Source organism: Rhodovulum sp. MB263, assembly GCF_002073975.1.
In the GTDB taxonomy this organism is placed as follows: domain Bacteria; phylum Pseudomonadota; class Alphaproteobacteria; order Rhodobacterales; family Rhodobacteraceae; genus Rhodovulum.
In genome coordinates, this window is sequence record NZ_CP020384.1 from 533,467 (window position 1) to 558,280 (window position 24,814).

The 24,814-nt window shown below is 65.3% G+C and carries 23 protein-coding genes and 1 other RNA gene; 19 read left to right on the forward strand and 5 right to left on the reverse strand.

The window, feature by feature from the left end; all coding sequences use genetic code 11:
* Positions 1-89 precede the first annotated feature (89 nt).
* Entirely contained in the window at positions 90-755 is a 666-nt protein-coding gene (locus B5V46_RS02645; RefSeq protein WP_080615146.1) for a ribonuclease T, read from the reverse strand.
* Positions 756-885: 130 nt separating this feature from the next.
* On the opposite strand from B5V46_RS02645, the gene B5V46_RS02650 reads away from it, so the two are divergent.
* The gene (locus B5V46_RS02650; RefSeq protein WP_080615147.1) at positions 886-1,650 is read left to right on the forward strand and encodes a DUF1013 domain-containing protein; all 765 of its coding nucleotides are present in this window, start codon (positions 886-888) and stop codon (positions 1,648-1,650) included.
* A 95-nt stretch (positions 1,651-1,745) separates the two neighbouring features.
* Here B5V46_RS02650 and B5V46_RS20715 read toward each other — a convergent pair whose 3' ends face one another.
* Complete coding sequence (locus B5V46_RS20715) at positions 1,746-2,252, reverse strand: cytochrome c family protein (RefSeq protein WP_080615148.1); 507 nt, start codon at positions 2,250-2,252, stop codon at positions 1,746-1,748.
* 120 nt (positions 2,253-2,372) lie between these two features.
* On the opposite strand from B5V46_RS20715, the gene B5V46_RS02660 reads away from it, so the two are divergent.
* Positions 2,373-3,206 (forward strand): prephenate dehydratase, encoded by an 834-nt coding sequence (locus B5V46_RS02660; protein ID WP_080615149.1) that lies wholly within the window; start codon positions 2,373-2,375, stop codon positions 3,204-3,206.
* Positions 3,207-3,279: 73 nt separating this feature from the next.
* An RNA gene (ffs, locus tag B5V46_RS02665) (signal recognition particle sRNA small type) lies at positions 3,280-3,378 on the forward strand.
* 500 nt (positions 3,379-3,878) lie between these two features.
* On the opposite strand, the gene B5V46_RS02670 is transcribed toward ffs, so the two are convergent.
* Positions 3,879-4,307, reverse strand: coding sequence for a nuclear transport factor 2 family protein (locus tag B5V46_RS02670; protein WP_060833959.1), 429 nt, complete (start codon positions 4,305-4,307; stop codon positions 3,879-3,881).
* A gap of 364 nt (positions 4,308-4,671) precedes the next feature.
* Here B5V46_RS02670 and B5V46_RS02675 point away from each other — a divergent pair, with 364 nt between their 5' ends.
* From B5V46_RS02675 to B5V46_RS02705, 8 genes are all read left to right on the forward strand, one after another.
* Positions 4,672-6,417, forward strand: a complete 1,746-nt coding sequence (locus B5V46_RS02675) for a DNA polymerase III subunit gamma/tau (RefSeq protein WP_080615150.1) — start codon at positions 4,672-4,674, stop codon at positions 6,415-6,417.
* A gap of 26 nt (positions 6,418-6,443) precedes the next feature.
* Positions 6,444-6,788 carry a YbaB/EbfC family nucleoid-associated protein gene (locus B5V46_RS02680; RefSeq protein WP_080615151.1) on the forward strand — a complete coding sequence of 115 codons (345 nt, stop codon included), beginning with the start codon at positions 6,444-6,446 and terminating at the stop codon, positions 6,786-6,788.
* A 44-nt stretch (positions 6,789-6,832) separates the two neighbouring features.
* Positions 6,833-7,150 (forward strand): hypothetical protein, encoded by a 318-nt coding sequence (locus B5V46_RS19480; protein ID WP_155773904.1) that lies wholly within the window; start codon positions 6,833-6,835, stop codon positions 7,148-7,150.
* Positions 7,147-7,743 carry a recombination mediator RecR gene (gene recR / locus B5V46_RS02685; RefSeq protein ID WP_080615152.1) on the forward strand — a complete coding sequence of 199 codons (597 nt, stop codon included), beginning with the start codon at positions 7,147-7,149 and terminating at the stop codon, positions 7,741-7,743. Before B5V46_RS19480 ends, recR begins: the two co-directional genes overlap by 4 nt.
* Before the next feature lie 125 nt (positions 7,744-7,868).
* Positions 7,869-9,809, forward strand: a complete 1,941-nt coding sequence (locus B5V46_RS02690; protein WP_080615153.1) for an extracellular solute-binding protein — start codon at positions 7,869-7,871, stop codon at positions 9,807-9,809.
* Between the two features lie 7 nt (positions 9,810-9,816).
* Complete coding sequence (locus B5V46_RS02695) at positions 9,817-10,920, forward strand: microcin C ABC transporter permease YejB (RefSeq protein ID WP_080615154.1); 1,104 nt, start codon at positions 9,817-9,819, stop codon at positions 10,918-10,920.
* Position 10,921: 1 nt separating this feature from the next.
* Positions 10,922-12,031, forward strand: coding sequence for an ABC transporter permease (locus B5V46_RS02700; protein ID WP_080615155.1), 1,110 nt, complete (start codon positions 10,922-10,924; stop codon positions 12,029-12,031).
* A complete protein-coding gene (locus B5V46_RS02705; protein ID WP_080615156.1) occupies positions 12,028-13,638 on the forward strand; it encodes an ABC transporter ATP-binding protein in 1,611 nt (536 codons plus the stop codon). The genes B5V46_RS02700 and B5V46_RS02705 overlap by 4 nt, the downstream gene beginning before the upstream one ends.
* Before the next feature lie 5 nt (positions 13,639-13,643).
* Here B5V46_RS02705 and hemN read toward each other — a convergent pair whose 3' ends face one another.
* The gene (gene hemN / locus B5V46_RS02710; protein WP_080615157.1) at positions 13,644-14,999 is read right to left on the reverse strand and encodes an oxygen-independent coproporphyrinogen III oxidase; all 1,356 of its coding nucleotides are present in this window, start codon (positions 14,997-14,999) and stop codon (positions 13,644-13,646) included.
* Between the two features lie 62 nt (positions 15,000-15,061).
* On the opposite strand from hemN, the gene fnrL reads away from it, so the two are divergent.
* A complete protein-coding gene (fnrL, locus tag B5V46_RS02715; protein ID WP_080615158.1) occupies positions 15,062-15,808 on the forward strand; it encodes a transcriptional regulator FnrL in 747 nt (248 codons plus the stop codon).
* Between the two features lie 54 nt (positions 15,809-15,862).
* Here fnrL and B5V46_RS02720 read toward each other — a convergent pair whose 3' ends face one another.
* Entirely contained in the window at positions 15,863-16,702 is an 840-nt protein-coding gene (locus B5V46_RS02720) for a universal stress protein (protein ID WP_080615159.1), read from the reverse strand.
* Positions 16,703-16,914: 212 nt separating this feature from the next.
* On the opposite strand from B5V46_RS02720, the gene ccoN reads away from it, so the two are divergent.
* The 7 genes from ccoN (at position 16,915) to B5V46_RS02755 (ending at position 24,814) form a co-directional block, all read left to right on the forward strand.
* Positions 16,915-18,516, forward strand: a complete 1,602-nt coding sequence (gene ccoN / locus B5V46_RS02725) for a cytochrome-c oxidase, cbb3-type subunit I (protein ID WP_080615160.1) — start codon at positions 16,915-16,917, stop codon at positions 18,514-18,516.
* A 12-nt stretch (positions 18,517-18,528) separates the two neighbouring features.
* The gene (gene ccoO / locus B5V46_RS02730) at positions 18,529-19,257 is read left to right on the forward strand and encodes a cytochrome-c oxidase, cbb3-type subunit II (RefSeq protein ID WP_080615161.1); all 729 of its coding nucleotides are present in this window, start codon (positions 18,529-18,531) and stop codon (positions 19,255-19,257) included.
* A gap of 11 nt (positions 19,258-19,268) precedes the next feature.
* Positions 19,269-19,475 carry a cbb3-type cytochrome c oxidase subunit 3 gene (locus B5V46_RS02735; protein ID WP_080615162.1) on the forward strand — a complete coding sequence of 69 codons (207 nt, stop codon included), beginning with the start codon at positions 19,269-19,271 and terminating at the stop codon, positions 19,473-19,475.
* Positions 19,472-20,359, forward strand: coding sequence for a cytochrome-c oxidase, cbb3-type subunit III (ccoP, locus tag B5V46_RS02740; RefSeq protein ID WP_080615163.1), 888 nt, complete (start codon positions 19,472-19,474; stop codon positions 20,357-20,359). Before B5V46_RS02735 ends, ccoP begins: the two co-directional genes overlap by 4 nt.
* Before the next feature lie 355 nt (positions 20,360-20,714).
* Positions 20,715-22,148: a cytochrome c oxidase accessory protein CcoG gene (gene ccoG, locus B5V46_RS02745; RefSeq protein ID WP_080615164.1), complete on the forward strand. Its 1,434-nt coding sequence runs from the start codon at positions 20,715-20,717 to the stop codon at positions 22,146-22,148.
* Positions 22,145-22,609 carry a FixH family protein gene (locus B5V46_RS02750; protein ID WP_080615165.1) on the forward strand — a complete coding sequence of 155 codons (465 nt, stop codon included), beginning with the start codon at positions 22,145-22,147 and terminating at the stop codon, positions 22,607-22,609. Before ccoG ends, B5V46_RS02750 begins: the two co-directional genes overlap by 4 nt.
* A 3-nt stretch (positions 22,610-22,612) precedes the next feature.
* Positions 22,613-24,814, forward strand: a complete 2,202-nt coding sequence (locus tag B5V46_RS02755; protein ID WP_080615166.1) for a heavy metal translocating P-type ATPase — start codon at positions 22,613-22,615, stop codon at positions 24,812-24,814.

Sequence of the window (24,814 nt, forward strand, 5' to 3'; positions counted from 1 at the left end):
TGCGCCCCGGACCCGCAAGGCCCGGGCGTGCCGCCATGGGAAAGACCTCGTCATGCCGCGTTTCAGGGCCGTTTCCCGGGCTGCGCGCATCAGCGCGGCGGCGGCATCAGCGCGTCGCGCAGGTTGCAATCCTCGACCGTGTCCGGGGCGCAAAGCCGGGGTTTCAGCTCTTTGGTCAGGCAGATCCTGACCTCCTGGATGCGTCCGGCCTTGCAGGTCACGGTCAGCATGTCGGGCAGAAGGCCCGGATTGGCCTGCAGGAAGGCCTCTTCCACCACCCCGGCCGGAAGCCTGACCGGGGCGGTCAGCCTGCCAAAGGCCAAAGGACGCGACACGGCGGCATTGGCCCGGCCTGCCGCAGCGACATAGTCGCCCGCCGAGAGACCCGAGCAGCGCCCGTGCTTTTTCCATTGATGCCAGGCGGCGCGGGAGCTGCCGGTCAGCCGGGCCAGGCGCGCGATCTGGCGGCGCGACGGATCGGCCTCTGTGCTGCGGCAATGGCTTGGCCAGCCGCGTTCGTATTGCGGCCAGAGCCCGTGCAGAACCCAGCCCGCGCCGCCGCCCGGCGCGCAATGCGGGCTTTGCCGCGATGCGCTCCGGGAAGCTTCCCCAGAGGCTTCCCCGGTGGCTTCCCCGGCCGCGCACCAGCTTGGTGCCCAGCTCAGCGACAGCAGGTAATAATCGAAACGCCCGGCCACGTCCTCCTCGGCGCGGGCCAGGGTCGCAGACAGGAGCAGTATGGCCAGACAGCGCATTTTCTCTTTTCTCCGGGCGCGTCGGCCACTATATACGCTCAAACTTCCCCGAAAACGAGGAACCGCGCCAATCCGGCGCAGCCGTTTCCCGGCCCGGGGAGCGCTATCGTCGCACGAGAGGAGAAGGCCGATGAACAAACCGATCATGGCCAAGGCCACTGCTGTCTGGCTGGTCGACAACACGACGCTGAGCTTCCGGCAGATTGCCGATTTCTGCGGCTTGCACGAGCTTGAAGTGCAAGGCATCGCCGATGGCGACGTGGCGGGCGGCGTGCGCGGCTTCGACCCGGTCGCGAATAATCAGCTCGACCAGTCCGAAATCGACAAGGCCGAGAAGGACCCGCTTTACAAGCTGCGGCTCAAGTTCAACCCGGCTGCGGTCGGCGAGGAAAAGCGTCGCGGCCCGCGCTATACGCCGCTGTCCAAGCGGCAGGACCGTCCGGCCTCGATCCTGTGGCTGGTGAAGTTCCACCCCGAGCTCAGCGATGGCCAGATCGCCAAGCTGGTTGGCACCACCAAGCCGACGATCCAGTCGATCCGCGAGCGCACCCACTGGAACATCTCGAACATCCAGCCGATCGATCCGGTGGCGCTGGGCCTCTGCAAGCAGTCCGAGCTTGACTCGGCGGTGCAGAAAGCCGCCCGCAAACGGGCCGCCGAGGGCGATCTGATGACCGATGACGAGCGCCGCAAGCTGGTCTCGACCGAGCAGTCGCTGGAGATGGGCACCGAGCCGCGGCTGCCGACCGCGATTTCCGGGCTCGAGACCTTCTCGCTGACGCGTCCGGATCCCGACGAGGAAGAGGACCGCTCGGTGCCGGATGCCGACAGCTTCTTCAACCTGCCCGACCGCGACGACGAGGAAGACGAGGACGACGACGATCCGCGCCGCTGAGCCGGAGCGCTTGAATGAAGACGGGCGGCACCGCATCGCGGGCCGCCCGTTCGCATTTCTGGCGCCCTGCCGGGGCAGGGCCGTCCGGGGACGGTCTACTCGACCACGGATTCGAGATAGGCGATCACATTGGCGCGGTCCTGCGGATCCTTGAGCCCGGCAAAGGTCATCGCGGTGCCCGGAACCACATCGCGCGGCGAGGTGATGAAGGCGTCGATACGCTCGGCCGTCCAGCTGCCCTCGAGCCCGGCGAAGGCGTCGGAATAAGAGAAGCCCTCGGCGCTATGGACCGGACGCCCGACCACGCCGTAAAGCGACGGTCCGACCGCATTCGCGCCCTCTTCGACACGGTGGCAGGACTTGCACTGGTTGAAGACGCGCTTGCCCGCGGCCGCGTCGGCCTGGGCCATCCGCTCTTCGAAGGTCAGCTCCTGCTCCGGTTCGGCCGGGGTCGCGGGCTCTTCCTCGATCACCACATAGGCCGGCTTGTCCAGCCCGGGATTCGAGAAATAAAGTCCGCCCGCGCGATCGACGAGCGCGAACACCAAGAGAGCCCCCGAGGCCGAGCCCAGAAGCTTCGTGAAGCTCACCTTCTTCAGCATTAGAATATTCCCATGTTTTCCCGGGGACGTTCCTATGTGCTTCCCCTCAGTCTTGGCAAGCAGTATTCCCCGAAGGTATTGCATGACCATTAAGTCGTCCGGTCCAGGGGAAAGTCCTCGATGAGCAGTCGTATCGCGTTTCAGGGTGAGCCTGGGGCCTATTCGCATCAGGCCTGCCACGATGCCCGTCCCGACATGGAGGCGCTGCCCTGCCGCACCTTCGAGGACGTGATCGAGGCGGTGCGCAGCGGCGCGGCCGAAATGGCGATGCTGCCGGTCGAGAACTCGACCTATGGGCGGGTCGCCGACATCCACCAGCTGCTGCCGGATTCGGGGCTGCATATCGTCGGCGAGGCCTTCGTGCGGGTTCATATCAACCTGCTGGCAGTGCCGGGCGCGGCGCTGGCGGATATTCGCCGCGCGATGAGCCATACCGTGCTTCTGGGCCAGTGCCGCGACTTCCTGCAGGCGCATGACATCCACCGCGTGACCGCGGCCGACACCGCGGGTTCGGCCCGTCAGGTGGCCGAGGCGGGCGATCCCACGGTCGCGGCGCTGGCGGGCGATCTGGCGGCCGAGATCTACGGGCTCGACGTTCTGGCCCGCCATATCGAGGATCACGACAAGAACACCACGCGCTTCCTGCTGATGTCGCGCGCGCCCGACCGCAGCCGCCGGGGCGATCTGGGCATGATGACCACCTTCGTCTTCCGGGTGCGCAACATTCCCGCCGCGCTTTACAAGGCGATGGGGGGCTTCGCGACCAATGGCGTCAACATGACCAAGCTGGAAAGCTACATGGTCGACGGCTCCTTCACCGCCACCCAGTTCTACGCCGATATCGAGGGCCATCCCGACGATCCTCATGTCGCCCGCGCGCTCGAGGAGCTCGACTACTTCACCTCGCATGTCGACATCCTGGGCGTCTATCCGGCCGACCGCAAACGCAGCTGATCCCGTCTTTCCTGCGGCGGCCCGCCGCGGCCCGGGGCTTGCGAATCCGCATCGTGACGTCTATGTAAAACCCCGAGAGGTTGGCGCGGGCGAGCGCCTCGCCAACCCGGTCAGGTCCGGAAGGAAGCAGCCGTAACGAGCCCCGTTCGGGCCGCTGTCCAGCCTCTCACCTTCTCTTCCCTTCGCATCTCGGGTACCGCTCGGATCTCCGTCGCAAGTGGCGGATGTGGTATCTGCCCCGCCTGAGCTGATGGACAAGCTGTTGCGGGGGATCTTGCCGTGCCCCATCGCCTGCGCCATCGGTGCGGGCAGCGGGAGAAACGCCGACAGCTGGCAGGAGGCACAAAGTCCTGCCTCTCAGGCGGGGGAAATATCGTTTGAAAACAGAAATGCGGAAGCTCGGCTCCGCGCCGAGATTACCTCTCTCGTCAGAAAGGTTTGCCTCTCACGGGTCGCGTGGCGCTCGTCAGCGCCCGAAGCTGCCGTTCAGGCAGCGTGCGGCGAAGGTCGGCAGCGAGCCCTTACCGTTTGACGCTGCGCGAGGAAGCTAGGTCTGCTATGGGTGTCAGCGCTTCCGGTCCGCTTGCGGACCAGATTGGCGACAGGCTGGCGATTCGTAATCGCAACGACCTTTTCCGAAGACGCTTGAAAAATGGGAGGGATACTCAAGGATCAGCGCAAAGCACTGATCCTTGATTGATCCGCGCTTGTGAAATCAGGGTCCACGTAAACCCGAACCGCCTTAATAAGCTCACCCTCGAATTCGAAGACGTTGCAAAACAGGCCCTGTGAAATTTCGCCATCAGGAAACGGCGTTCCATCTGCCATTTCGCCCCACTCCCGACCCTCAACGACAATCGTATTACCGGCCTCTACAAAGGCCAAGCCCTCGATGTCATGCTCCAGTCTACCAAGCATTGCAGACATTCGCGCACCGAAGGTGCGCATCGCGTCCTTCCCGCGTGTTCGACCAAACTTGGGGAACAGCAACTCTACATCGTCGGTGTACAGGTCAAGGATACGACCGTCGCCTGTATCGACGTAGCGGAAGTATTGACGGATGATCTCGCGCCGTCGCGCACTCAAGTCGATCTCTTTCATGACACCAACCTATGTGTTGACCGATCTACAGACAAGCACGAGCCGCGCTGTCATCAGTTTTCCCAGAGCTTTTGTTCCTCCAAAACCTGTTCCCGATTGCTTTCCCTCGAACGACCGGAAGCGGACATGACTATTTGCAGCGAGAACGGCAGCTTCGTCCCGCACTGCCGACGCTCGCGCCAGCCGCAGGGAATGGCCGCTTCGGCGTAGGTCGCCCGGTCAGAGGCAACGCTTCTGACCAAAAGGGCAGAGCTATGTGATGCCGTCCAACGGCCCCTTGAGCGGGGTCTGCTCCGTGATCCGCTGGACGCGGCCGGGGCCAGAGCCTACCCTGTGGCACGAATACGTGACTTCGAGGGGATCCATGGCCGAGACAGAGGGCACCGCCTATCAGGTGCTGGCGCGAAAATACCGCCCCGCCACATTCGCCGATCTGATCGGCCAGGATGCGATGGTGCGGACCCTCAAGAACGCCTTTGCCGCCGACCGGATCGCGCAGGCCTTCATCATGACGGGCATCCGCGGCACCGGCAAGACGACGACCGCCCGGATCATCGCCAAGGGCATGAACTGCATCGGCCCTGACGGGCAGGGCGGCCCGACCACCGAGCCCTGCGGCGAATGCGAGCATTGCCGGGCCATCGCCGAGGGGCGCCATGTCGACGTGATGGAGATGGACGCGGCCTCGCGCACCGGCGTGAACGACATCCGCGAGATCATCGACAGCGTGGCCTACCGGGCGGCCTCGGCGCGCTACAAGATCTACATCATCGACGAGGTTCACATGCTGTCGACCAGCGCGTTCAACGCGCTGCTGAAGACGCTCGAGGAACCCCCCGCCCATGTGAAGTTCATCTTCGCCACGACCGAGATCCGCAAGGTGCCGGTGACGGTGCTGTCGCGCTGCCAGCGCTTCGACCTGCGCCGGATCGAGCCCGAGGTGATGATCGGTCATCTGCGCAAGATCGCGGGGCTCGAGAACGCGCCGATCACCGACGAGGCGCTGGGGCTGATCACCCGCGCCGCCGAGGGTTCGGTCCGCGACGCGATGAGCCTGCTCGATCAGGCGATCTCTCACGGCGCGGGCGAGACCGGGGTCGATCAGGTCCGCGCCATGCTGGGGCTCGCGGACCGGGGACGGGTGCTCGATCTGTTCGACATGATCATGGCGGGCGATGCGGCCGGCGCGCTGGGCGAACTGGCCGGGCAATATGCCGATGGTGCCGATCCGCTGGCGGTGCTGCGCGATCTGGCCGAGATCAGCCACTGGCTCAGCGTCATCAAGATCACCCCCGAGGCGGCCGACGATCCGACCGTCGGCCCCGATGAGCGTGCCCGCGGCCGGACCATGGCCGAGCGGCTGTCGATGCGGGTTCTGACGCGGATGTGGCAGATGCTGCTGAAGGCGCTGGAAGAGGTCTCGATGGCGCCCAACGCGATGATGGCGGCCGAAATGGCGGTGATCCGGCTGACCCATGTCTCGACCCTGCCAAGCCCCGAGGATCTGGTCCGGAAGCTGCAGGAGAACCCTCCCACCGGTCCGGCCCCCTCGGGCGGCGGTGACAATGGCGGCGGCGGGATGCAGGGTCAGGTCCGGAGCGGTCCGGTCCATGCCGCGCCCTCGGGCGGCGGTGCCGTCACCGCACTGGCCCGCGCGCCCGAGCAGACGCTTGCGCTTTACCCGAGTTTCGAGGCGGTGGTCGATCTGATCCGCGCCAATCGCGACATGGTGCTTCTGGTCGAGGTCGAGGCGGGGGTGCGGCTGGTCAGCTATTCGCCCGGCCGGATCGAGTTCGAACCCGGGCCTTCTGCACCGTCCGATCTGGCGCAGCGGCTGGGGCAGCGGCTGCAGAGCTGGACCGGCGCGCGCTGGGCGGTTTCGGTCGTGGCCAGGGGCGGCGCGCCCAGCATCGACGAGGTCCGCAACGCGGCCGAGGCCGCGCGTCGCGCCGAGGCCGCCGAGCATCCTCTGGTCCGCGCCGTTTTTGCCGCCTTTCCCAGGGCCGAAATCATCGACATAAAGCCGCCCGAGGTCCTGGCGGCCGAGGCGGCGGCCGAGGCCCTGCCCGAGGTCGAAGAGGAATGGGACCCGTTCGAGGACGACGACTGAACGCATAACAGGCGAAGGAGACACGCATGTTGAAGGGATTGGGCGGTCTTGGCGACATGGCCAAGATGATGAAGGCCGCGGGCGAGATGCAGGGCAAGATGGCCCAGCTTCAGGAAACGCTGGCGACCACGATGGTCGAGGGCGAAAGCGGCGCGGGCCTCGTGAAGGCCACGGCGACCGCCAAGGGCACGCTGACCGCGCTGTCGATCGATCCGTCGATCTTCAATGCCGACGAGAAGGAAGTGGTCGAGGACCTGATCCTGGCGGCGATCAAGGACGCCCAGGAAAAGGCGATGGAAAAGACCAGGGAAGAGACCCGCAAGCTGACCGAGGAAATGGGTCTGCCTCCGGGGCTGGGCCTGCCGGTCTGACTAAATGCTTCTCTACGGCCCAGAGGATGCCTCCAAGCTTCCTTATGAGTGGAGAGATTGCTGAAGTGGTGATCTCCGAGGCGCGCAAAGCATATCTGGAACAGATTTGCGCGTACTTGGGGATCTCGCTTCTCTTTGGATGGGTTGGTTGTAGCTCGAGCGGACCTGCAGCGCAGGTGGTGAATAGTATAGCTGGGCTAGGGCTCATCTTCCTTTTTGTCGCGTTGTACTGCTTTCTTGCAGGTCATTTCCGCGACGCAAAGCGTATTCGGGGAGACATTTTGCCAGCAGCTCAGCACAAGAAGGATCCAGATTTGTTTTGGCGTTGTTACTCCGATCTGTTTCCGATGGCCTGGAAATGAGTCGCCCGGACGAGATCGACAGGCTGATCGAGCTGATGGCGCGGCTGCCGGGGCTTGGGCCCCGGTCGGCCCGTCGTGCGGTGCTGCATCTGGTCAAGAAGCGCGCAGTCCTCTTGCTGCCGCTGGCCGAGGCCATGCGCAAGGTCGGGGAGGCGGTGCATGAATGCGCGGTCTGCGGCAATATCACCACCGCCGATACCTGCGAGATCTGCGCCGATCCGGTTCGCGGCAATGGCGAGATCTGCGTCGTCGAGGATGTGGCCGATCTCTGGGCGATGGAGCGGGGCGGGGCCTTCAGGGGCCGCTATCACGTGCTGGGCGGCACGCTCTCGGCGCTCGACTCGGTCGGGCCCGACGATCTGCGCATTCCCGAGCTGGTCGAACGGGTCGGGCGCGAGGGCATCTCGGAGGTGATCCTGGCGCTCAACGCCACCGTCGACGGCCAGACCACGGCCCATTACATCGCCGACGAGCTGGCCGGGACCGGGATCCGGCTCAGCTCGCTGGCGCAGGGCGTGCCGATCGGGGGCGAGCTCGACTATCTCGACGATGGCACGATCAGCGCGGCGCTGAAGGCCCGGCGCGGGTTCTGAGCCTCGGCCCGCCCCGGTTGATTGCAGCGCTCTCACGTATTCTCAACTTGAACCTGCGGTGCCGGGGCCATTAGCTAGGGCAAGGTCTTGCGTCCGTCCGACCGCAGAAGACAGGGAGTTTGCCGATGCCCACGCCCCGCCGCCATCCGCACCGTGCCGCCCGGGCCGCCGCCGCCCGACCGGTCCCGAGGCCGCTTCTGGCACCCGTGCTGGCGCTGGTTCTGACCTTTGGCGCCGGTCAGGCCCCGGCCGAGGAGGTCGCGACCGGCATGTCGGGCGGCAAGGTCGTCGAGAGCTTCGCCTATTCGGCGCTGGGCGCGCCGAAATACGGCCCCGACATGGCCCATCTCGATTACGTCAATCCCGACGCGCCCAAGGGCGGCGAGATCTCGATCTGGGCGCCGGGCACCTTCGACAGCTTCAACCAGTATTCGCGCATGGGCGTGCCGGCGGCTTTGAACACCATCGGCACCGAAAGCCTGATGACCTCGACCGCCGACGACCCCTATGCGATGTATTGCTATCTCTGCACCTCGATCGAATATCCCGAGGATCTGTCCTGGGTGATTTTCAACCTGCGCGACGACGTCACCTTCCAGGACGGCACGCCGATGACGGCCGAGGACATCGCCTTCACCCAGAAGCTGTTCCTGGAACAGGGGATCATCGAATACCGCCGTCTGGTCGAGGCCTATTTCGGCCCGATCGAGGTGCTGGGCCCGCACCGGATCAAGTTCACCTTCAACGACGTGACCCCGATGCGCGACCGGATCGGGCTGGCGGGCGGCACCCCGGCCTTCTCGAAGGCCTGGTTCGAGGAAACCGGCGCCCGGCTCGACCAGAGCACCAAGACGCCCTTCATGGCGACCGGCGCCTATGTGTTGGACAGCTTCGATTACAACCGCCGCGTCGTCTATCGCCGCAATCCCGATTTCTGGGGGGCCGAGCAGCCCTTCAATATCGGGCGCTACAATTTCGACCGGATCCGGGTCGAGTATTTCGCCGACAGCAATGCCGCCTTCGAGGCCTTCAAGTCGGGCGCCTATACCTTCCGGACCGAGAACTCTTCGAAGACCTGGGCCACGGGCTATGACTTCCCGGGCATCGAGCGCGGAGACGTGCTGCGCGAGGCAATTCCCGACGGCAATGTCGGCACCCGGCTGAGCTGGGTCTTCAACCTCGACCGCGCCAAGTGGCAGGATATCCGGGTGCGTCGCGCCGTCGAGATGATGTTCAACTTCGCCTGGTCGAACAAGACGCTGTTCTACGGCTATTTCACCCAGCCGGTATCGTTCTGGTCGGGCACCGATCTGGCGGCCTCCGGCACGCCCGGGGTCGACGAGGCCGCGATCCTGCAGCCGCTGGTCGAGGAGGGCCTGCTGGAGCCGTCGATCCTGACCGAGGAGGTGGCGAGCCCGCCCGATCATGACGCCGATACCTACCGCCCCTCGCGCCGGATCATCCGCGCGGCCTCGAAACTGCTGGACGAGGCGGGCTGGGTTGCGGGCGACGATGGCATAAGGCGCAAGGACGGCCAGCCGCTGGAGCTGGTCATCATCCAGCGCGATCCGCAATTCGACCGCGCCATCAACCCCTTCCTCGAGAATCTCAGGATGCTGGGCGTGAACGGCCGCCTGGAGCGCGTCGATACCGCGCAATATGTCGAACGGCGGCGCGCCGGGATGTTCGATCTTGCCAATCAGGGCTTCGTGATGGGGTTCGAACCGTCGAGCGGGCTGTCGCAATGGTTCGGCTCGAAGACCGCCGATAACAGCTCGCGCAACCTGATGCGGCTGCGCAGCCCGGCCGTCGACCGGCTGATCGACGAGGTTGTCGCGGCCGATACGCTCGAGGGCATGAAGACCCGCGTCCATGCGCTCGACCGGGTTCTGCGGTCGCAGCATTTCGACATTCCGCTCTGGTTCAACGACAAGAGCTGGGTCGCCTATTACGACATGTACCGCCATCCCGAGACGCTGCCGCCGCTGCAGGTGGGCGAGCTTGACTTCTGGTGGTTCGATCAGGCGGCGGCGGACCGGCTGCATGCCTCTGGCGCGTTGAGGTAGGCCGGGCATGGGCGCCTATATCCTGCGTCGTCTCGCGCTGATCGTGCCGACGCTTCTGGGCATCATGATCATCAACTTCACCCTGACCCAGTTCGTGCCGGGCGGGCCCGTCGAACAGGTGATCGCCAAGATCGAGGGCCAGGGCGATGTGTTTTCGGGCTTTGCCGGCGGCGGCGGCGATACCGGTGCCGCGCTTGGCGGGGGCGGTGGCGGCGGCAGCCCGACCGACAAATATATCGGCGCGCGCGGCCTGCCGCCCGATTTCATCGCCGAGCTGGAGAAGGAATTCGGCTTCGACAAGCCGCCGCTGGAACGCTTCCTGACGATGATCTGGAACTATGCCCGCTTCGATTTCGGGCAAAGCTATTTCCAGTCGGTCTCGGTGGTCGACCTGGTGCTGGAGAAGATGCCGGTCTCGATAAGCCTTGGGCTCTGGTCGACGCTCATCGCCTATATGGTCTCGATCCCGCTGGGCATCCGCAAGGCGGTGCGGGACGGGACATCCTTCGATACCTGGACCTCGGCGGCGATCATCATCGGCTATGCGATCCCGGGCTTCCTGTTCGCGGTGCTTCTGCTGGTGCTGTTCGCGGGCGGCTCCTACCTGCAATGGTTCCCGCTGAGGGGGCTGGTCTCGGAGAACTGGGCCGAGCTCAGCTGGCCTGCGAAGATCCTCGACTATTTCTGGCACATCACCCTGCCGGTCGTCGCCACCACGATTTCCAGCTTTGCCACGCTGACGCTTCTGACCAAGAATTCCTTCCTCGACGAGATCAAGAAGCAATATGTCGTCACCGCCAAGGCCAAGGGCCTGTCCGAGGGGCGCGTGCTTTACGGCCATGTCTTCCGCAACGCCATGCTGATCGTGATCGCGGGCTTTCCGGGCATGTTCATCGGCGTCTTCTTCGGCGCCTCGATCATCATCGAGACGATCTTCTCGCTCGACGGTCTGGGGCGGCTAGGTTTTCAAGCCGCGCTCCAGCGGGACTATCCGGTGATCTTCGGCACGCTTTACGTCTTCGGGTTGATCGGGCTCTTGGTCGGCATCCTGTCCGATCTGACCTATGTGCTGGTCGATCCCCGGATCGATTTCGAAAGCCGGGAGACCTGACATGGCCTGGCTTTCGCCCCTGAACCAACGGCGCTGGCGCAACTTCAAGCGCAACCGCCGCGCCCACTGGTCGCTGATGATCTTCGCCGTGATCTTCGGGCTGTCGCTCTTTGCCGAGCTTCTGGCCAATGACAAGCCGATCTATGTCAATTATCGCGGCGATAGCTTCTTTCCGGTCTACAGCTTCTATCCCGAGACCGATTTCGGCGGCGACCTGCGCACCGAGGCGGTCTATCGCGATATCGAGATCCAGTGCCTGATCGTCTCGGGCGGGCTCGAGGCCTGCTGGGACGACCCCGAGGGCGTGATCGAAGATGCGCAGGACGGCGTCGTCGACGGTGAGACGATCGAGAAGGGCTGGATGCTCTGGCCGCCGATCCCCTACAGCTACGACACCGTCAACAATATCGACGGCACCGCGCCCTCGGCCCCCGATGCGCAGCACTGGCTGGGCACCGACGACACCACGCGCGACGTGCTGGCCCGGGTGATCTACGGCTTCCGGCTGTCGATTCTGTTCACGCTGATGGTCACCGGCATCGCCTCGGTCATCGGAGTCGTGACAGGGGCGGTGCAGGGCTTTTTCGGCGGCCTGACCGACCTGATCTTCCAGCGCTTCATCGAGATCTGGACCTCGACGCCGCAGCTTTACATCATCATCATCCTCTTCGCCGTGCTGGGGCGAAGCTTCTGGCTGCTGGTGTTTCTCACCGCGCTGTTCGGCTGGCCCGCCCTGGTGGGCGTGGTGCGGGCCGAGTTCCTGCGCGCGCGCAATTTCGAATATGTCCGCGCCGCCCGCGCGTTGGGCGTCTCCAACTGGAAGATCATGTTCCGCCACATGCTGCCCAATGCCATGGTCGCGACGCTGACCATGCTGCCCTTCATCATCACCGGCACCATCGGCACGCTCGCGAGCCTCGATTTCCTCGGGTTCGGCCTGCCCGCCTCGGCGCCCTCGCTGGGCGAGATGACGCTGCAGGCCAAGGAGAACCTGCAGGCGCCCTGGCTTGCCTTCACCGCCTTCTTCACCTTCGCGATCATGCTGTCGCTGCTGGTCTTCATCTTCGAGGGCGTGCGCGATGCCTTCGATCCCCGAAAGACCTTCCAATGAGCCCGGTTCTCAAGGTCGACAATCTGCGCGTCTCGTTCCAGCAAGACGGCCGCCAGCAGGTCGCGGTCAGGGGCGTCAGCTTCGAGGTCGGGCGCGGCGAGACGGTGGCGCTGGTGGGCGAATCCGGCTCGGGCAAGTCGGTGACCGCGCTCTCGACCGTGGGATTGCTGCCCGGCGCGGCGACGGTCTCGGGCTCGGTGATCTATGAGGGCGAAGAACTCGCCAAGGCGCCCGAGAAGCGGCTGAGGCAGGTCCGGGGCAACGATATCAGCTTTATCTTCCAGGAGCCGATGACCTCGCTCAATCCGCTGCACACGCTGGAAAAGCAGATCACCGAAAGCCTGGCGCTGCATCAGGGACTGACGGGTGCCGCCGCCCGCGCGCGGGTGCTCGAGCTTCTGGAGCGGGTCGGTATCCGCGATCCCGAAAGCCGGCTGGGCGCCTATCCGCACCAGTTGTCGGGCGGGCAGCGCCAGCGGGTGATGATTGCCATGGCGCTGGCCAACGGCCCCGACCTGCTGATCGCGGACGAGCCCACGACGGCGCTCGACGTCACCATCGAGGCGCAGATCCTCGAGCTGCTGGCCGAGCTCAAGCGCGAAGAGACCATGAGCCTTCTCTTCATCACCCATGATCTGAACGTGGTGCGCCGCATTGCCGACCGGGTCTGCGTGATGAAGGATGGCGAGATCGTCGAGACCGGCCCCACCGCCGAGATCTTCCGCGCGCCGCAGCATCCCTATACGCGCAAGCTGCTGGCCGCGGCGACCGTGGGCGGCCCCGATCCGCTGAAGCGAGACGCGCCCGAGGTGGTGCGGACCGAAGGGCTGAAGGTCTGGTTCCCGATCCAGCGCGGTTTCATGCGCCGGACCACGGGCCATGTGAAGGCGGTGAACGGCGCCGATATCGCGGTCCGGGCGGGCGAGACGCTGGGGATCGTGGGCGAATCGGGCTCGGGCAAGACCACGCTGGCGCTGGCGATCATGCGGCTGATCTCGTCCGAGGGGCGGATCGTCTTTCAGGGGCGCGCCATCGACGGGCTGAAATCGCGCCAGATCCGGCCGCTGAGGCGCGACATGCAGATCGTGTTCCAGGACCCGTTCGGCAGCCTCAGCCCGCGGATGACGGTCGAACAGATCGTGGCCGAGGGGCTGGGCGTGCACGGCGCGCAATCCGGGCGCAGCCCGCGCGAGGAAGTGGCGCAGATCCTGACCGAGGTCGGGCTCGATCCTGCCATGATGCATCGTTATCCGCATGAATTCTCGGGCGGGCAGCGCCAGCGCATCGCCATCGCCCGGGCGATGATACTGCGGCCGCGCATGGTGGTGCTGGACGAGCCGACCTCGGCGCTGGACATGACCGTGCAGGTGCAGATCGTCGACCTGCTGCGCGATCTGCAGCGCAGATACGATCTGGCCTATCTCTTCATCAGCCACGACCTGCGCGTGGTGCGGGCGATGTCGCACAAGGTGGCCGTGATGCGGCTGGGCGAGATCGTCGAGGCGGGGGAGGTTGACGAGGTCTTCGAGGCGCCGAAGACGGAGTATACGCGCACCCTGATGCGGGCGGCCTTCGCGGCGCCCGGGGAAGACCCGGGCGCCGCCTGAAAGCGTCAGATCGCCGAGCTGTGGCCGGCTTTCGACAGGTCGTAGGCGTCGAAGCCGCGGGCGATCATCCGGGTCAGCGGCTTGCCGTGTTCCGGCACCGTCAGCCCGTCATTGGTGAGATCGATGAACCCGGCGAAGCGGTCGGCGACCTCCTGGAACATGGCGTTCAGCTCGGATTTCGAGATGCTGAAGGTCTCGGTGATCTCGGCGGTCGAGATGTGGAAATCGCACATCAGCGCCTCGATCATGCGCGAACGCATCTTGTCCTCTTCGGTGAACACATGCCCCCGGCCGGTGGCGAAGCGGCCGTCGCGGATGCGCGCGGTGTAATCCGAGGTGCCCGACAGGTTCTGCGCATAGCCCTGCGGGAAGCGCGAGATCGAGGAGGCGCCCAGACCGATCAGCGCCGCGGCGGTGTCGTCGGTATAGCCCTGGAAGTTCCGGCGCAGCTCGCCGGCCTCCAGCGCCCGGGCCAGCCCGTCTTCGGGCCGCGCGAAGTGGTCGATGCCGATCTCGCGATAGCCGTCCCACAGGAACAGTTCCTTGGCGGTCTCGTAAAGCTTCAGCCGGCTTTCCGGCGTCGGCAGCGCCTCGGTCGGGATCATCGACTGGCGCCGGGCCATCCAGGGCACATGGGCATAGCCGTAAAGCGCGACCCGGTCGGGCGAGAGCGACATCAGCTTCTGCACCGATTCCGCGATCCGCTCGTTCGACTGATGCGGCAGGCCGTACAGGATGTCGGCGTTGAGCGACCTGATGCCCTTCGAGCGGATCAGATCGACCGCGTCGCGGGTGATGTCATAGCTCTGGATCCGGCCGATCACCGACTGGATCTGCGGGTCGAAGTCCTGGATGCCGATCGAGGCGCGGTTCATGCCCGCCCTGGCCAGCACGTCGAGCCGGGCCTCGTCGATCTCGTTCGGGTCGATCTCGACCGAGAACTCGCCCTGCTCGTGCATCGGCGCGACGGCGAAGATCGCCTCGGTAAGCTGTTTCATCATGTCGGCCGACAGCAGCGTCGGCGTTCCCCCGCCCCAGTGCAGGCGCGACAGCGTGACGCCCTCGGGCAGCCGCTTGCCCAGCATCGCGAGTTCGGTCTTCAGCGTCTCGAGATACGCTTCGACCGGCGCGTCGGACCGGGTGCCCTGGGTCCGGCAAGCGCAGAACCAGCACAGCCGGCGGCAGAACGGCACGTGGAGATACAGGGAAATCTGCGAACCGGGCTCGATCTGGCCGATCCAGCCGGCGAAGTCTCCATCGTCTACCGACGCGTTGAAATGCGGTGCCGTGGGGTAACTGGTGTACCGTGGCACCTTGGCGTCGAATAGACCGAGACGGGTGAGTTGCGATTCTGTGCTCATTCGACTAGCGTTAAGTCTACCCAAGGAACCTCTCCTTGATCGAAGTCAAAATGGGAAACGGAATGGCCGTTACCGACACCTCCGTTGTGAATACCGAGTGTTTCGAGTGTCCGATTCGCCATCGTGCCGTCTGTGCGCGCTGCGAAGCCGATGAACTGGAGGCGCTTGAGGCCATCAAGTATTACCGCACCTTCGATGCAGGCCAGAGCGTGGTCTGGTCCGGCGACCGGATGGATTTCGTGGGCTCGGTCGTGGAGGGCATCGCCACCCTGACCCAGACCATGGAAGATGGCCGCACCCAGATGGTGGGGCTTCTGCTGCCTTCCGATTTCGTCGGCCGTCCCGGGCGCGACCTTGCCGCCTATGACGTGACAGCGACGACGCAGCTCACTATGTGCTGCTTCCGGCGCAAGCCGTTCGAAGAGCTGATGATCCGCACGCCGCATATCGGCCAGCGGCTTCTCGAGATGACGCTGGACGAACTGGATGCGGCGCGGGAATGGATGCTGCTTCTGGGCCGCAAGACCGCGCGCGAGAAGATCGCGAGCCTGCTGGCAATCATCGCCCGGCGCGACGCCGTGCTGCGGCTGGGGCCGACCCGTGGCCGGATCGTGTTCGACCTGCCGCTCACGCGCGAGGCGATGGCCGACTATCTCGGCCTCACGCTCGAGACCGTCAGCCGGCAGATCTCGGCGCTGAAGCGCGACGGGGTGATCGTGCTGGAAGGCAAGCGCCATGTGACGGTTCCCGATTTCGACATGTTGCTGGGCGAGACCGGCGACGACAATGACGGCGGCATGCCGGTGTGATATTCTGATACCCGGCCTGAGACCCTGTCCCAGGCCGGAACTGTCCGCGTCGGCTCAGTGCGCCATCAGGACCGGGATCGCGGTCTTTTCAAGCATGCCGCGGGTCGCGCCGCCCAGGATCGCCTCGCGGAACCGCGAGTGACCGTAGGCGCCCATGATCATCATGTCGGCCTCGATATCCGTCGCGTGACGCTGCAGCACGTCCGAGACCCGGGGCATGGTCTTGGCCAGCACCGAGATCTCGGTCTTGACGCCATGGCGCGACAGCATCTGCGACAGCGCGCCGCCGGGGTCCGAGCGGTCGGGGCCGTGTTTCGGCGGATCGACCACCGCGATATTGACCACCTCGGCGGCCTGCATCAGCGGCAGGGCTTCCTTGATGGCGGCCATCGCTTCCTGGCTCTGGTTCCAGGCGATCACGATCTTGCGGCCGATATGGGCGGTATCGGCCCCGGCCGGAACCACCAGAAGCGGCGCATGACCGTCGAACAGGACCGCCTCGGTCGCCGCCTCATCCTCGATGCCGCGGCCTTCGCCATAGGGGCGGGGCATGATCACGAGATCGGAGAACCGCGCCCGCTGCGCGACCAGATGGCTGAGCCCGGCGATCTGGGCCACCGCGGCCTCGCTGCTCCAGGTGACGCTTTCGCGGGCCATCCGGGCCTTGACCGCCGCTTCGATCGCAGAGGCCTCTTCCTGCGCCTTGTGCAGGGTCTCCTGCTGGATGAAGGCGTTGGTGCCTGCGTAGTAATAACCGGTCTGGGTTCGGTCGACACCGAGGCAGAGAATGTCGAGATGCGCTTCCTCGCGGGCCGCCAGGGTGATCGCCGGTTCGAGGGCCGAGTCGGCAATGTCCGTTTCGGTAATGATGGTTAGGATGGTCTTGTAGCCCACCGCAATACTCCTTCGCGTCGGTAGTGACGTCGCGGCGACATTAAATCGCCACGATCTTCCAAGGCTTTGACCAAGATCAAGCTTGAATTGGACAAGCTAAAGAGAGATTGATTTGGATCAAAGCATATCCGTGCATACCATAGAATACGTCACGGTATCGTGAGGGAGTCGGCCGAAGGCGGTTCGGTCGGCGAAAGACGAAGGGACTCTCAATGTGGGACTACGTTAAGATCGCCGCCCTGGGCGTGATCGCGGTGCTCGCCGCGGTTGCCGCGTTCATGGCCCGCGACATGGCATACATGGTGCACGCGGTGATCATCCTGCTCGTCGCCGGCGGTCTTGCCGCCTGGACGGTGCGGGGACTCGGTGCGCCGAAGCCGGTTGTCGACACGACCGGCTACATGGATGACGTCGTGCGGGCGGGTGTCATCGCGACCTGTTTCTGGGGCGTGGTCGGCTTTGCCGCCGGCACGTTCATTGCCAGCCAGTTGGCCTTCCCGGGCCTGAATTTCGAATGGGCCAGCGGGTACATGAATTTCGGCCGGCTGCGTCAGTTGCACACCTCGGCCGTGATCTTCGCCTTCGGGGGCAACGCGCTTCTGGCCACCTCGTTCTATGTCGTGCAGCGCACCAGCGCGGCGCGGCTCTGGGGCGGCAACCTCGCCTGGTTCGTGTTCTGGGGATATCAGCTCTTCATCGTGCTGGCTGCGAGCGGCTATGTGCTCGGGTCGACCCAGTCCAAGGAATATGCCGAACCCGAATGGTATGTCGACATCTGGCTGACGGTCGTCTGGCTGGTCTATCTGGCGATCTTCCTCGGCACCGTCGTCAAGCGGAAAGAGCCGCATATCTACGTCGCCAACTGGTTTTATCTCAGTTTCATCGTCACCGTGGCGATGCTGCACCTGGTCAACAATCTCAGCCTTCCGGTGTCGATCTGGGGCTCGAAATCGGTCCAGGTCTTCTCGGGCGTGCAGGACGCCATGACGCAATGGTGGTACGGCCATAACGCGGTGGGCTTCCTTCTGACCGCAGGCTTCCTGGGCATGATGTACTACTTCGTGCCGAAGCAGGCCGAGCGTCCCGTCTACAGCTACAAACTGTCGATCATCCACTTCTGGGGGCTGATCTTCATGTATATCTGGGCCGGTCCGCACCATCTGCACTACACCGCTCTGCCGGACTGGGCCGGCACGCTGGGCATGGTGTTCTCGGTCATGCTGTGGATGCCCTCCTGGGGCGGCATGATCAACGGCCTGATGACGCTGTCGGGCGCCTGGGACAAGATCCGCACCGACCCGATCATCCGGATGATGGTCGTCGCCGTCGGCTTCTACGGCATGTCGACCTTCGAGGGTCCGATGATGTCGATCCGCGCGGTCAACTCGCTGTCGCATTATACCGACTGGACCATCGGTCACGTGCATTCCGGCGCGCTGGGCTGGAACGGCATGATCACCTTCGGCGCGCTCTACTTCCTGGCGCCGCGGCTCTGGAACAAGGAGCGGCTCTACTCGACCGCGCTGGTGTCCTGGCACTTCTGGCTCGCGACCATCGGCATCGTGCTCTACGCGTCCTCGATGTGGGTCACCGGCATCATGGAAGGCCTGATGTGGCGCGAAGTCGACGCGCAAGGGTTCCTGGTGAACTCCTTCGCCGACACCGTCGCGGCCAAGCACCCGATGTATATCGTCCGCGCCCTCGGTGGGGCCCTCTATGTCGCTGGCGGTGTCATCATGTGCTACAACATCTGGAAGACCGCGACCTCCGCGCCCGCCAAGCAGCCGGCGCCCGTTGCGGCCCCGGCTGAATAAGGAACGCAGCCAATGGCAATTCTCGAAAAACACAAGATCCTTGAGAAGAACGCATCGCTGCTTCTGGTGTTCAGCTTCCTTGTCGTGACCGTGGGCGGTCTGGTCGAGATCGCCCCGCTCTTCTACCTGCAGAACACCATCGAGAAGGTGGAGGGCATGCGCCCCTACTCGCCGATGGAGCTGGAGGGGCGCGACATCTACGTGCGCGAAGGCTGCTATGTCTGCCACAGCCAGATGATCCGGCCGATGCGCGACGAGGTGGAACGCTACGGCCATTACAGCCTGGCGGCCGAGTCGATGTATGACCACCCGTTCCAGTGGGGGTCCAAGCGGACCGGGCCCGACCTGGCCCGGGTCGGCGGGCGCTATTCCGATGCCTGGCATGTCCACCACCTGCGTGATCCGCAATCGGTGGTGCCGGAATCGGTGATGCCCAAATACGCCTTCCTCGAACGGCGCATGCTCGACCCCGAGCATATCGCCGACAAGCTGCGCACCCATCGTGCAGTGGGCGTGCCCTATACCGACGAGATGATCGAGAACGCGGTTTCGGACTTCAACGCTCAGATCGACCCCTATGCCGATGGCGTGGACGGTCTTCTCGAACGCTATCCGGGGGCGCAGGTGCGCAATTTCGACGGCAATGAGGGCATCTCGGAGATGGATGCGCTGATCGCCTATCTGCAGATGCTGGGCACGCTGGTCGACTTCTCGACCTTCGAGCCGGATGCGAGCCGCTGAGGGGGAGGCCAATGGAAACCTATTCCCTCATGCGCGAATTCGCCGACAGCTGGATGTTGCTGGCACTCACCCTGTTCTTCATCGGCGTGGTTGTCTGGGCGTTCCGCCCGGGCAGCGCCAAGGGCCACGACGATACGGCCAACATCCCGTTCCGGTATGAAGACCAACCTGCAGGCACCGAGGACGGTGCGACGTGCCATAAGGAGGCGCGGACATGAGTTCGAGCGATCACAACACCAAGCCCGGCGAGGTCGGCACCACCGGCCATAGCTGGGATGGCATCGAAGAGCTGAACAATCCGCTGCCGCGCTGGTGGCTCTGGACCTTCTATGCCTGCGTCGCCTATGCCCTGATCTACTCGATCCTCTACCCGGCCTGGCCGCTGGTGAACGGGGCGACACCCGGGCTTCTGGGCTATTCGACCCGGGCGAATGTCGAGGTCGAGATCAAGGAATTCGAAGACCGCAATGCCGAGCTTTCGAGCCGGCTGGCTGCGGCCTCGATGGAAGATCCGGCGGCGATCGAGGCCGATCCTGCACTTTACAACTACGCGGTGCAGGGCGGCGCTTCGGTGTTCCGCACCAACTGCGCCCAGTGCCACGGCTCGGGCGCGGCCGGCGTGCAGGGGCAGGGCTATCCCAGCCTGCTGGACGATGACTGGCTCTGGGGCGGTAAGCTTGAGGATATCTACTTCACCGTGACCCATGGCGTGCGGAACGAGGACAATCCGGATGCGCGTTGGTCGCAGATGCCCTCGTTCGGCACCGACGGGCTGCTGAGCAGCGAGGAAATCGACGAGGTGGTGCAATATGTCCGGCAAATTTCCGGACAGGAACATGATGCCGCATTGGCAAGTCAGGGTGAAACGGTGTTCCTTGATAACTGTGCTGCATGCCATGGCGAGGACGGCCACGGCGACCGCACCGTAGGCGCGCCGAATCTGACGGACGCGATCTGGCTTTACGGTGGGGACGTCGCGACGCTGACCGAGACGGTGACGAAAGCGCGCTTCGGGGTCATGCCGACCTGGAAGGAACGTCTCAGCGAGACGGAGCGCAAGGCCGTTGCGGTCTATGTCCACCAGTTGGGCGGCGGCGAGTGACTAAACGTCTTCCGGGGGCCGTGGCCCCCGGTCGATGGCACCGGCCCCCATCCTGTTCGCGCGTTTCCACGGGGGCCGGTGTCTATAGTCGCCGACCCCCGATCAAGCGTCCAGCGCGTTCCCTGACAGAGCCCTGTGCGTCCGCGCACAGAATTAGAGTTTTTCCAGTTCTCATGAATCCTCTTGTCTGATTCGCCGTCTGCCAGACTGCAATCTGCCCCAGAAGTGAACGCCTCGGCGCTTTCCTTGGGGCCAGACAGGATCTAGCTATCGCAGAACGAGGGCCCGGAGCGCGACGCGACCCCGCGAGAGGCACGCCGCAGGCCCCGGCCCGCAGCCCGAACGGAGAGAGCGCGTGAGCTCGACAGACCAGACCCCCGACCGCCTTTATTCTGCCCGCGAACCGATCTTTCCGCGACGTGTGTCGGGGAAGTACCGCAGCCTGAAATGGTGGCTTCTCGCCATCTGTCTCGGCATCTATTACCTGCTGCCTTGGATCCGTTGGGATCGCGGTCCGAACCTGCCCGATCAGGCGGTGCTGATCGACCTTGCCAACCGCCGCTTCTTCTTCTTCACGATCGAGATATGGCCGCACGAATTCTACTTCGTCGCCGGGTTGCTGATCATGGCGGGTCTCGGCCTGTTTCTCTTCACCTCGGCGCTGGGTCGGGTCTGGTGCGGCTATTTCTGCCCGCAGACGGTCTGGACCGACCTGTTCATCCTCGTCGAGCGTTGGGTCGAGGGCGACCGGAACAAGCGTGTCAAGCTCTGGAACGCGCGCTGGGATGTCAGGAAATGGCGGCTCAGGCTGACCAAATGGGGGCTGTGGCTCGCGATCGCCGTGGCCACCGGCGGGGCCTGGGTCTTCTATTTCGCCGACGCGCCGACCCTGATGTGGAACCTCGTCACCTTTCAGGCCCATGCGGTGGCCTATTCGACGATCCTGGTCCTGACGCTCACGACCTTCATCCTGGGCGGCTTCATGCGCGAACAGGTCTGCGTCTACATGTGCCCCTGGCCGCGTATCCAGGCGGCGATGATGGATGAGGCCACGCTGACCATCGGCTATCGCGAATGGCGGGGCGAGCCGCGCGGCAAGCACCGCAAGGCCGAGGGCGCGGCGCAGCTCGGCGACTGCATCGATTGCAATGCCTGCGTCAATGTCTGCCCGATGGGGATCGACATCCGCGACGGCCAGCAGCTGGCCTGCATCACCTGCGGGCTGTGCATCGACGCCTGTGATGACGTGATGGACAAGGTCGGCAAGCCGCGCGGCCTGATCGATTACATGGCGCTGTCGGACGAGGCGCGCGAGCGCGCGGGCACGCCCGCGAAGGCGGTCTGGCGGCATATCTTCCGGGTCCGCACCATCTTCTACACCCTGCTCTGGTCGGCCGTGGGCGTGGGGCTCGTTGTGGCGCTGTTCATCCGGCCCGATATCGGCATGACCGTCGCGCCGGTCCGAAACCCGATCTTCGTCACCATGTCGGACGGCTCGATCCGCAATACCTATGACGTCCGGGTGCGCAACATGCATGGCGAGGATCGCGCCTTCCAGCTGAGCATGACCCCGGTCGAGGGCTTCTCGATCTCGGTCGAGGGCGCCGAGGACGCAACCTTCACGGTGCCGGCCGACGAGACGCTTCTGAAGCGGGTCTATATCGTCGCCCCGGCGGGCAGCGCCGCCGCCAATGCCGCGACCTCCGATGTCCGGATCTGGCTCGAGGGGCTCGCGGAGGCGGAGCGGACCTATGACGACACTGTGTTCAACGGGAGAGGGATGAAATGAAGGGCAAGGAACTGACCGGGCGGAAGGTCCTCATCTTTACCGTTGCCGCCTTCGCGGTGGTGGTGGGCGTCAACCTGACGCTGGCCTATCAGGCGGTGCATACCTTCCCCGGTCTGGAAGTTGCCAATTCCTATGTCGCGAGCCAGGAGTTCAACACCCATCTGCACGAGCAGCAGGCATTGGGCTGGACCACCAGCATCGACTATGACGAGGCCGAGAAGGTGCTGGCACTGCGCTTCGAGGACGAGGCCGGCAATCCGGTCGAGGTCCGCGGTCTCGACATTCTGATCGGTCGCGCAACCAGCGTGCGCGACGACAGGACGCCCAGGATGGTCTATTACAACGGCGCCTTCTCGGCGCCGATAGATCTGGACGGGGGCTTCTGGACGGTTCGTGTCTCCGCCACGGCGGAGGATGGCACGCCCTTCCGGCAGCGTCTGCAACTGCACGTGGACGGCTAGGACATGAGCGCCGAGATGCAGATGCGTCCGGCGGCCTGCCCGGCCTGCGCGGTCGCGCCCTCGGCCGAAACGCTGGCCGATGCTGCGGCCGCAGCTCCGAAGGAGGCACGCCTTTTCCTGTCGCTGCCGACGATCCATTGCGCGGCCTGCATCTCGGCGGTCGAGCGGGCGCTGAACGGCACGGCTGGCGTTCTGAACGCCCGGGTGAACCTGACGCTGAAACGCGTCGCCGTCGAGGCCGGGCCCGACGTCACTGCCGACCGGCTGATCGCGGTGCTGGCGGCCATCGGCTACGAGGCGCATGAGCTCGATCCCGGCGTGATCGCGGCAACCGCGACCGACAAGGCGGGGCGCGACATCCTGATGCGGCTTGCCGTCTCGGGCTTTGCGATGATGAACGTGATGCTCTTGTCGGTGGCGGTCTGGTCGGGCGCCGCAGGTGCCACGCGCGATCTCTTCCACTGGGTCTCGGCGATGATCGCTCTGCCGACCATCGTCTTCGCTGCCCAACCCTTCTTCCGGAACGCCTTTGCCGTGCTGCGGCACGGGCGGCTCAACATGGATGTGCCGATCTCGCTGGCCATCCTTCTGGCGGCCGGGATGTCGCTTTACGAGACCGCGCAGCATGGCCAGCATGCCTATTTCGACGCGGCGCTGTCTCTGACCTTCTTCCTCCTGGCGGGGCGCTATCTCGACCATCGCACCCGTGCCGTGGCGCGCTCGGCTGCCGAGGAACTGGCCGCGCTCGAGGTGCCGCGGGCGCAGCGCCGGACCGAAGCGGGCGAAGAGACGGTGCCTATTGCCGAGATCGCGGTCGGCGATGTGGTTCTGGTGCGTCCGGGCGCGCGGGTTCCTGTCGACGGGGTCGTGGCCGAGGGCCGGTCCGAGATCGACCGCTCGCTTCTGACCGGCGAGACCCTGCCCGCCTTTGCCGGGCCGGGCACTGCGTTGAGCGCGGGCGAGGTGAACCTGACCGGCCCGCTGGCCGTGAGCGTGACCGCGGCCGGGCAGGACAGCTCGCTGCATCGCATGGCCGATCTGGTTGCCGTCGCCGAAAGTTCGCGCAACCGCTATACCTCGCTCGCCGACCGTGCGGCACGGGTCTATGCGCCGGGCGTGCATCTGCTGTCGCTGCTGGCCTTTCTGGCCTGGCTGTGGATATCGGGCGGCGATATCCGCCTGGCCCTGAATATCGCGGTCGCGGTGCTCATCATCACCTGCCCCTGTGCCCTTGGGCTTGCCGTGCCCGCGGTCACGACGGCCGCTTCGGGGCGGCTGTTCCGGCGCGGGCTGCTGATCAAGGATGGCACCGCGCTGGAACGTCTGGCCGAGGTCGATGCCGTGGTCTTCGACAAGACCGGCACGCTGACCCTTGGCGCGCCCGAGCCGACCAATCTGGGCGATCACGCCCGCCGCGATCTGGAAATCGCGCTGGCGCTGGCCGAGGGCTCGGCCCATCCGCTGGCGCGCGCGCTGGCCGAGGCGGCGCTCAAGGCGGGGCTGCATCCGGCGCACGTAAGCGATATCCGCGAGGTGCCGGGCTACGGGGTCGAGGGGACGCTCGGGGGCGAGACGGTGCGTTTCGGCCGCGCCGCCTGGGTCGGCGCCGAGGCGGCATCGGGCGCCGAGACCGCCTCCTGGTTGCGGGTCGGGCTACGGCCGCCCCTGGCCTTCACCTTCGCCGACCGGCTGCGTCCCGGTGCCGAGACGGCGGTGGCCGAGCTGGTGGCCCTGGGCCTGAAGGTCCGGCTGGTCTCGGGCGATGCGCCGGGACCGGTCGCGGATCTGGCGGCGCGGCTCGGGATCCCGGACTGGCAGGCCGAGGCGCTGCCCGAGGACAAGGCCGCCGCGGTTCAGGCGCTCAGCGAAGAGGGTCGGCGCGTGCTGATGGTGGGGGACGGGCTGAACGACACCGCCGCGCTTGCAGCGGCACATGTCTCGATATCGCCCGCGAGCGCACTCGATGCGGCGCGGGTGGCCTCTGACATCGTGCTGCTGGGCCGCGATCTGGCGCCGCTCGGGGGCGCGGTCACGACGGCGCGCAGGGCCACGCGGCGGATCCGCGAGAATTTCGGGATATCGGCGCTTTACAACCTGATCGCGGTCCCGGTTGCGCTGGTCGGGCTGGCAACGCCTCTGGCGGCGGCGCTGGCAATGTCGGCCTCGTCGATCACCGTATCGCTGAACGCCCTGCGGCTGAGGTAG